The following is a 7,421-nucleotide window of genomic DNA, read 5'->3' on the forward strand; positions in this document are numbered from 1 at the left end:
GGTCCCGGCGCGCGCCGGTCGGGCTGGGGCCCCCGGACACCTGGGGGTGTCCGGGGCCCACTGTTCCGCTCTCGCGGCGAGCGGCTCAGAGCGTCCGGTTGCGGCCCGCGCCCCAGCCGGCCGCGCCGACCACCAGGACCAGCACCAGCATCAGCACCAGCGGGGTCTCCCAGCCGCCGGTCAGCTGGCGCAGCGCGCCCGCGCCGACCGGGCCGACCGCCGCGACCAGATAGCCGATCGCCTGCGACATCCCGCTCAGCTGGGCGGCACCGGCGGCGGTGCGGGTGCGCAGCACGATGAACGCCAGGCCCAGGCCCAGCGAACCGCCCTGCGCCACGCCCAGGATGGTCGCCGACACCCACGCGGCGGAGACCGGCGCGATCAGCAGCAGGGCGATGCCCAGCCCGTTCATGGCGACCATGGCCAGTGCCAGCCCGCGCTGGCTGGTCATCCGGCCGGCCAGCAGCGGCACCAGGAAGGCGCCCGTCACCTGCACCAGGTTGGAGAAGGCGAAGACCAGGCCGGCCTGGCCGCGGTCCATGCCGTGGTCGGCCAGGATGGTCGGCATCCAGGCGACCAGGGTGTAGACCAGCAGCGACGAGATGCCCATGAAGAGGCTGATCTGCCAGGCGAGCGGGGACTTCCAGATGCCCTCGATCGGCTTGGCCGGCGCGGCGGCCGGGGCCACCGCCCCCTGCTGCTCCCGCTGCCGCTCCTGGCGGGAGCGCAGCACCTGCGGCAGCCAGGCCACCGCGGCGATCAGCGCGAGCAGCGACCAGGCGCCGAGCGAGGCCTGCCAGCCGCCGCCGAGGGCGTGCTCCAGCGGGACGGAGGTGCCGGCCGCGAGCGTGGCGCCGACCAGCATGGTGGTCGAGTAGACACCGGTCATGGTGGCCGCGCGGTCCGGGAACTCGCGCTTGACCAGACCCGGCATCGACACGTTCAGCACCGCGATCGCCACACCGATGATCACGCAGCCCGCGTACAGGGCCGCCACCGAGGGCAGCACCCGCAGCAGCACGCCCGCGCCGAGCACCAGCACCGCGCCGAACACCACCCGTTCGGCGCCGAAGCGCCGGGTCAGCCGCGGGGTGAGCGGGGCGCCGACGCCCTGGAACAGCACCGGGACGGTGGTGATCAGCCCGCCCACGGTGGCGGACAGTCCGAAGGTCTGCCGGATCTCGCCGACCATCGGGGAGACCGCCGCCAGACAGGCGCGCATGTTCAGCGCGACCAGCACGATGCCGGTCAGCATCAGGAGCGGATGGGCCAGCCGGCTGCGGACGGGGAGCGGGGCAGAAGTGGTGACAACCGGCTGCTGGGCACGGGTGACGGCCATGGGTGTGCTGTTCTTTCGTGAATGTGCGGGGAAGGCGGACGGCGGAAGGGAGGCTCGCGCCGTCCTACTTCCGGGCCGCGATGGCCGCGAGCAGCTGCTCGACGGCCGCGGTGGGCTCGGCGAGCAGCGCGCGGGAGGCTGCCTCGGCCCGGTCCGGGTCACCGCTCTCGATCGCGTCGACCAGTGCCTCGTGGGTGGCCACGACGGCCTCGGGCATCTCGTGGTCGCCGAAGGCGGAGGTCATCGCCTCGCGGACGGAGGCGCCGAAGTAGCGGTACACCTCGGCCAGCGCGGGGTTGTGCGCGGCCTCGACGACGGCGGTGTGGAACTCCAGGTCGTGCTCGACGGTGGCCTCGCGGCTCGCCCGCTCGGGGTGGGCCGCGAACACCTCGGCCTCACGGGCCAGCGCGGCGCGCATCCGCTGGACGTCCTCGGGGGTGTGCCGCAGTGCGGCCAGCCGGGCGCCCTCGGTCTCCAGCGCCGCTCGGACCTCCAGGACGTCCCGGATGCCGGAGCGCTGCACACCGCGCAGCACCGCCGCCGGGTCGCTGGTGGAGCGGACGAACGTGCCCTCGCCCTGCCGGGAGACCAGCATTCCGGCGTGCACCAGCACCCGGATCGCCTCCCGCACGGTGTTGCGCCCGACGCCCAGCTGCTCGGCCAGCTCGTGCTCGGTGGGAATCCTCGACCCCACCGGCCACACTCCGCCGGCCAGCTGCTCCCGCAGCTGCTCGATGGCGGTGTCCACCAGGGAACGTCGCCCGGCCGCCTGCAGACCGCCGCTCATGCCGGACCTCCCTTCCCGCCGTGCACCGATGACCACCTCGGTCGTCGGTCATCCTACAACCACTTGCCCGGTCATCCTACAACCCATCCCCGACCTGCCCGAACCCCCGATCGGCCCTCCCGGAACGGCCCCCGTACCGGCTCCGCACGGGCCCCGCACCGGCTCCGGAGACGACTGTTCCCCGCACCCCCTCGGGGGTGCGGGGAACCGGCAGTGCCTGGTGCGTCGGCGTCCCGCGCCGGCTTCCGCCGGGCCGGGCGGGTCAGGGCCGCGGGTAGAGGCGCTCCAGGACCACGGCGACGCCGTCCTCGTCGTTGCCGGCGGTGACGGCGTCCGCGACGGCGAGGAGTTCCTCGTGGGCGTTGGCCATGGCGACGCCGTGGGCGGCCCAGCCGAACATCGGGACATCGTTGGGCATGTCGCCGAACGCGATGGTGTCGGCGGCGCGCACGCCCAGGCGGCGGGCCGCGACGGCCAGACCGGTGGCCTTGGACAGCCCGAGCGGGAGCAGTTCGACCACGCCGGCGCCGGCCATCACCACGCCGACCAGGTCGCCGGCGGCGCGGCGGGCGGCCTCGGCGAGGGCGTCGTCGGTGAGCGCGTGGTGCTGGATGTACAGCTTGCTGAGCGGAGCGCCGAGCAGTCCGTCGCGCTCGACCCGGACGACCGGCAGGCGGGAGCCGATCTGCAGCTCGTAGCCGGGACCGGCCAGCACCTGGCCGTCGAGGCCGTCCTGGTTGGCGGCGATGGCCAGCGGGCCGGTCTCGGCCTCGATCTTCTCGATCGCGAGCGCGGCGAGCCGTCGGTCCAGGGTGAGCGAGGTGAGCAGCTTGTGCGCGCCGGCGTCGTACACCTGGGCGCCCTGGCCGCAGACCGCTATCCCGGTGTAGCCGATCTCGTCGAAGACCGGGCGGGCCCAGACCGCCGAGCGCCCGGTGACGATGATGTGCAGCGCGCCCGCGCCGGTGGCTGCGGCCAGGGCGGCGCGGGTGCGCTCGGAGACGGTCTCCCCGCTGGTGAGCAGGGTGCCGTCGAGATCGGTGGCGACCAGCCGGTAGGGCAGGTCGCCACCGCCGGGGGAGCCGGGGCTGGGGCTGGTGGTGCTCATGGGCCGTACGTCTCCCGGGAGTCGCGGGTGGTGCTGGGTGGTGCGGACCGGGTTACTTGACCGGCTCGAGGACGGTCCGCCCGCCGAGGTACGGCCGCAGCGCCTCGGGCACGACGACCGAGCCGTCGGCCTGCTGGTGGTTCTCCAGGATCGCCACGATGGTGCGCGGGACGGCGACCAGGGTGCCGTTCAGGGTGGCGAGCGGGCGGGTCTTGCCCTCCTCGCGCATCCGGATCGACAGCCGGCGGGCCTGGTACTCGGTGGTGTTGGAGGTCGAGGTGACCTCGCGGTACTTGCCCTGGGTGGGGATCCACGCCTCGATGTCGAACTTGCGCGCGGCCGAGGCGCCGAGGTCGCCGGAGGCGACGTCGATCACCCGGTACGGCAGCTCCAGCGCGTTGAGGAAGTCCTTCTCCCACTGGAGCAGGCGGCGGTGCTCGTTCTCCGCGTCCTCCGGAGTGGTGTAGACGAACATCTCCACCTTCTCGAACTGGTGGACGCGGATGATGCCGCGGGTGTCCTTGCCGTAGGTGCCGGCCTCGCGGCGGAAGCAGGACGAGTAGCCGGCGTAGCGCAGCGGCAGCTTGTCGGCGTCGAGGATCTCGTCCATGTGGTACGCCGCCAGCGGGACCTCGCTGGTGCCGACCAGGTACCGGTCGTCCTCGGCGAGGTGGTACACGTTCTCGGCGGCCTGGCCGAGGAAGCCGGTGCCGTCCATGGCGGCCGGGCGGACCAGGGTCGGGGTGATCATCGGGACGAAGCCGGCCGCGGTGGCCTGGGCGATCGCCATGTTGACCAGGGCGAGCTCCAGCAGCGCGCCGACGCCGGTCAGGTAGTAGGAGCGGGCACCGGCGACCTTGGCGCCGCGCTCGGTGTCGATCGCGCCGAGGATCTGGCCGAGCTCGACGTGGTCGCGGGGCTCGAAGCCCTCGGCGGCGAAGTCGCGCGGGGTGCCGATCTCCTCCAGGGTGACGAAGTCCTCCTCGCCGCCGACCGGGGCGGCCGGGTCGATGAGGTTCGCCAGCGAGCGGAGCAGGCGGTCGGCCTCCTCCTTCGCCGCGCTCTGCTCGGCGTCGGCGGCCTTGACCTCGGCGGCCAGGTCCTTGGTGCGCTGGAGCAGGGCGGTCTTCTCGTCGCCCTTGGCCTGGGCGACCTGCTTCCCGAGCACCCGCTGCTCGCTGCGCAGTTCGTCGAAGCGGCTGCCCGAGGACCGGCGCCGCTCATCGGCGGAGAGGAGGGCGTCGACCAGGTCGACGTCCTCGCCACGGACGCGCTGCGAGGCGCGCACTCGGTCAGGGTCCTCACGAAGCAGGCGAAGGTCAATCACAGGCCCAAGCGTACCGGGCGCCCGTTCCTCCACCGGTACCGCTTTTCCCCTGGGGATAACTCGGCCGATCCTGTGGATAACTCCTGTGGGGAACCTTCCCGGGTCGAGTTATCCACAGGCGAGGGCCGGGGCCTGTGGATCAAAGGGGACGATCGTCTTCCGCGTGAACGAACCAGGGAATTGAGGTTTCAAACCTCGATCAACCTTCTCGGGTGAGGGAATTGAAGCACTCGGACGGGTGATTTGCTGGCAACCGGGTGACTCTGGTCCGATTGGTCATCTCTGCGACGCAAACCGATGGTCCGACCGGTTCTGCGCAATGGCTATACCGGTTTGTCGACTCGTCCCCAGGCCTGTGGATAACTCTGGGCTGTGGACAGCCGGCGCCCCTGTGGACAGCGGCCTCCGGCTCCGGGCGGCCTGTGGACGACGGGGAGGGTCACGCGACCCGCCTGATCGAACCGGTCCAAAACAGTCGGAAAAGGTCGGAAAGACAAAAGATGTCACCGGGGTGTCCGGGGGCGCCGGACACCCCGCCGGCTTCAGACGTCGCCGCGGCCGTCGAGCGCGCGGGAGAGCCAGTCCGCCGCCGAGGTGAAATCCTCGTCCGAGGTCCCCGGCCGCCGGTGGGTCGACTCCTGCCGGTCGGCACGCGGATAGGAGCCGAGGTACCGCACCTGGGGGCAGATCCGCTTGAGGCCCATCATCGCCTCGGCGACCCGGCGCTCCGACAGGTGGCCCTCGCAGTCGATCAGGAAGCAGTAGCTGCCCATGCCCTCGCCGGTCGGGCGGGACTCGATCCGCATCAGGTTGACCCCGCGCACCGCGAACTCCTGGAGCAGCTCCAGCAGCGCACCCGGGTGGTCGTCCGGCAGCCAGACCACCATCGAGGTCTTGTCCGCGCCGGTCGGCGAGGAGACCCGCCCCGGGCGGCCGACCAGGACGAACCGGGTGGCCGCGCTCTTCGCGTCCGCGATCTCCTTGACCAGCGGCTCCAGCCCGTAGATCGGCGCCGCGAACTCGCCCGCGAACGCGCCGTCGTAGCGGCCCTCGGCGACCAGCCGGGCGCCGTCCGCGTTGGAGGCGGCCGACTCCCACTTCGCGTCCGGCAGATTGGCCGCCAGCCAGCGCCGCACCTGCGGCTGGGCCACCGGGTGGCTGGTCACCGTCCTGACCCCGGACAGCTCGGTGCCCGGCCGCACCAGCAGCGCGAAGGTGATCGGCAGCAGCACCTCACGGTAGATCATCAGCGGTGTGCCGGCGGCCAGTTCGTCGTTGGTCGCGGTGACCGCGCCCTCCACCGAGTTCTCGATCGGGACGAACGCCCCGGCCGCCTCCCCGCCGCGCACCGCGTCCAGCGCCAGCGCCACCGAGGACAGCGGCACCAGCTCCCGGGTCGCCGCCTCGGGCAGCGTGTGCAGGGCCGCCTCGGTGAACGTGCCGGCCGGTCCGAGGTAGGTGTAGCGGGTGGCCGACATGACGCCTCCGTGGGATCTCGGTGCCGCGTGGGCAGGGTGTGCCGAAGCAGCGGGGTGTGCCGAAGCAGTCACCCTAACGATTCCGCGGCCCCGGCAGGAAAGCGTTCCAGTGGCCGGGACCGCGGCGGTGAACTCCGGTGGAACCAGGGGGTCCGGGGGGATCCCCGGCGGATCCCCCGGGACACCCGCGGCTACCCCTCCAGCAGCTGCTGGCCGAGGTACCCGCCGGGCGGCGGGCCCGGCGGCAGCGCGTACAGGCCGCTCGCCTCGTGCCGCAGGAAGCGGGAGAGGCCGTCGCCCCGGGAGAGCTTGCGCTGCACCGGGGTGAAGCCCCTGCGCGGGTCGGACTGGAAGGCGAGGAAGAGCAGCCCGGCGTCCGGCGAACCGTCCGGCAGCAGCCCGTCGTGGTACGAGAAGCCGCGCCGCAGCATCGCCGCCCCGCCGTTGGCCGCGGGGGCGGCGACCCGGACGTGCGCGTCGGAGGGGATCGCCAGGGCGCCGTCCGCGTCCTGCGCGGCGAGGTCCACCGGGGACCGCTCGCCGGCCCCGGCGGGTGCGCCGAGCGGGGCTCCGTCCGACTTGCGCCGCCCGATCACCCGCTCCTGCCGCTCCACCGGCAGCGCCTCCCAGTGGTCCAGCAGCATCCGGATCCGCCGGAACACCAGGTACGAGCCGCCGGCCAGCCAGGCCGGCCCGTCGCCGCCCGCGGCGCAGAACACCGTGGCGGCGAAGCCCTCCTCCTCCGGCCGGGGGTTGTTGGTGCCGTCGATCTGGCCCATCAGGTTGCGTCCGGTCACCGGCCGGGCGGCGGCGCCGGGGGTGCGGGCGAACCCGGCCGACTGCCAGCGCAGCGCCGCGGTTCCGGTCGCCAGCCGCTGGAGCACCCGCAGGGCGTGCACCGCGACCAGGGCGTCGTCCGCGCCGATCTGGACGAACAGGTCGCCGTCGCCCCGGGCCGGGTCCAGCGCGTCACCGGGGAAGGCCGGCAGCGGTTCGAGCCCGGGCGGGCGGCGGTCGGCCAGCCCGGCCCGGTCGAACAGCGAGGCCCCGAAGCCGACCGTGACGGTCAGCGAGCAGGGGCCGGCGTCCAGCGCGACCTGGTTGTCGAACTCCTCGGCCGGCTCCCCGGCGGTCAGCCGCTCGGCGGCCTTCGTCCAGCGCTGCAGCAGGGTGCGCAGCCCGTCCCGGCCGACGCCCTCGGCCAGGTCGAAGGCGGCCAGCTGGACCCTGGCCTGCGCCGGGTCGGTGATCCCGGCCTGGTGCTCGCCGCGGAACGGCACCCGGGCCGCGCCCAGCGTCCCGCCGGCCGGGCCCCCGGCGAGCGCCGAGCGGCCGGTCCGCCCGTCCAGGGCGACCGCCCCGGCGACACCCGCGCCGGCGCC

General features: G+C 73.7%; 6 protein-coding genes. All 6 read right to left on the reverse strand.

Going from position 1 to position 7,421, the window contains the following annotated elements:
• Positions 1-85: 85 nt before the first annotated feature.
• Complete coding sequence (locus AB0E96_RS35905; protein ID WP_359830135.1) at positions 86-1,339, reverse strand: MFS transporter; 1,254 nt, start codon at positions 1,337-1,339, stop codon at positions 86-88.
• A gap of 64 nt (positions 1,340-1,403) precedes the next feature.
• A complete protein-coding gene (locus AB0E96_RS35910; RefSeq protein WP_359830137.1) occupies positions 1,404-2,126 on the reverse strand; it encodes a FadR/GntR family transcriptional regulator in 723 nt (240 codons plus the stop codon).
• 262 nt (positions 2,127-2,388) lie between these two features.
• Positions 2,389-3,234 carry an HAD family hydrolase gene (locus AB0E96_RS35915; RefSeq protein ID WP_359830138.1) on the reverse strand — a complete coding sequence of 282 codons (846 nt, stop codon included), beginning with the start codon at positions 3,232-3,234 and terminating at the stop codon, positions 2,389-2,391.
• A 52-nt stretch (positions 3,235-3,286) separates the two neighbouring features.
• The gene (serS, locus tag AB0E96_RS35920) at positions 3,287-4,561 is read right to left on the reverse strand and encodes a serine--tRNA ligase (protein ID WP_359830140.1); all 1,275 of its coding nucleotides are present in this window, start codon (positions 4,559-4,561) and stop codon (positions 3,287-3,289) included.
• A 542-nt stretch (positions 4,562-5,103) separates the two neighbouring features.
• Complete coding sequence (gene pheA, locus AB0E96_RS35925) at positions 5,104-6,039, reverse strand: prephenate dehydratase (protein ID WP_359830142.1); 936 nt, start codon at positions 6,037-6,039, stop codon at positions 5,104-5,106.
• Positions 6,040-6,230: 191 nt separating this feature from the next.
• A partial coding sequence (locus AB0E96_RS35930) for a Dyp-type peroxidase (protein WP_359830144.1) occupies positions 6,231-7,421 on the reverse strand: 1,191 nt, incomplete at its 5' end.

The sequence above is a fragment of the Kitasatospora sp. NPDC036755 genome (assembly GCF_040636595.1).
Classification (GTDB): Bacteria; Actinomycetota; Actinomycetes; order Streptomycetales; family Streptomycetaceae; genus Kitasatospora.

Bases quoted from the DNA above. Each gene is read 5' to 3' on its own strand.
- AB0E96_RS35905 (WP_359830135.1), bottom strand. From the start codon at position 1,339: ATGGCCGTCACCCGTGCCCAGCAGCCGGTTGTCACCACTTCTGCCCCG.
- AB0E96_RS35910 (WP_359830137.1), bottom strand. From the start codon at position 2,126: ATGAGCGGCGGTCTGCAGGCGGCCGGGCGACGTTCCCTGGTGGACACC.
- AB0E96_RS35915 (WP_359830138.1), bottom strand. From the start codon at position 3,234: ATGAGCACCACCAGCCCCAGCCCCGGCTCCCCCGGCGGTGGCGACCTG.
- pheA (WP_359830142.1), bottom strand. From the start codon at position 6,039: ATGTCGGCCACCCGCTACACCTACCTCGGACCGGCCGGCACGTTCACC.